Annotated in this window: 1 pseudogene; it reads right to left on the minus strand. The window is 77.6% G+C overall.

The annotated features are described in order from the left end of the window. Nucleotides 1-776, minus strand: a pseudogene (locus tag PCA_RS17325) (hypothetical protein); the annotation flags it as partial.

Consider the following 776-nt stretch of genomic DNA (forward strand, 5'->3'; position numbering starts at 1 on the left):
GTCTTGCCCTGCGGTTCGCCAACGCGCGCGGCGTCGCTGCCCTGCGCGCTCGCGTTCGGGGCGGTACTGACATCCGTCGCCGCGGTTTCGCCCGCCTTGCCCGGCGCCTCGTCCGCGGCGCTTGCCGCGGCGGCTTCGGCTGCGTTCGATGCGCTTGCCTCCGCCGGCGCCGCGGCGACCGGCGACGGCTGGCTGATCCGGGTCAGCGCCTGGTCGGGGGCCAGCTCGACCGTGGCCTTGGGCGACGGCGTCACGCTGGGCGCGGCGGGCGCGGCCTGGGGAATCGCCGCCAGCGGCTGTTCCGGTGCGGCGACCGGCGCGGGCGCCTGCACTTTCGACAGGTGCTGCGGGGCGTTCGGCACCGGCGTGGCCGGTGCGGCCTGCAGGTTCACCTCGGGCGCTGGCTGCGCCGGCAGCGGCACGCTCTGCAGTTCGGGCGCGGGCGGCGCGGCGGCCACGTCCACGTGCATGGGTTGCGCGATGGTCGGCGCCGGGGTGTCCGGCGCTACGCGATCCAGCGCCATGCTGGGCGGGGCGATCACGGGCGGCGCCTGCGGCGGCAACGCCGGCATGGCCAGCGAGGGCGGCGGCGGCATCGGCTGGTTGCCTTCGGGCTGCGGCGGCCGCACGGGTTGCGGCTGGAATTTCGGCGGCACCGGCGGCTGCAGCACGGGCTTGGGCAGGTTCACCGGCGGCGGCTGGTTCGCCACCGGCACCGGCTGCAACCGGGGCGTGGGCGCCGGCTGCGGCAGGCTGGCCGACGGTTGCCCCAGCGA

The sequence above is a fragment of the Rhodanobacter sp. PCA2 genome, from assembly GCF_013620825.1.
Lineage (GTDB): Bacteria > Pseudomonadota > Gammaproteobacteria > Xanthomonadales > Rhodanobacteraceae > Rhodanobacter_A.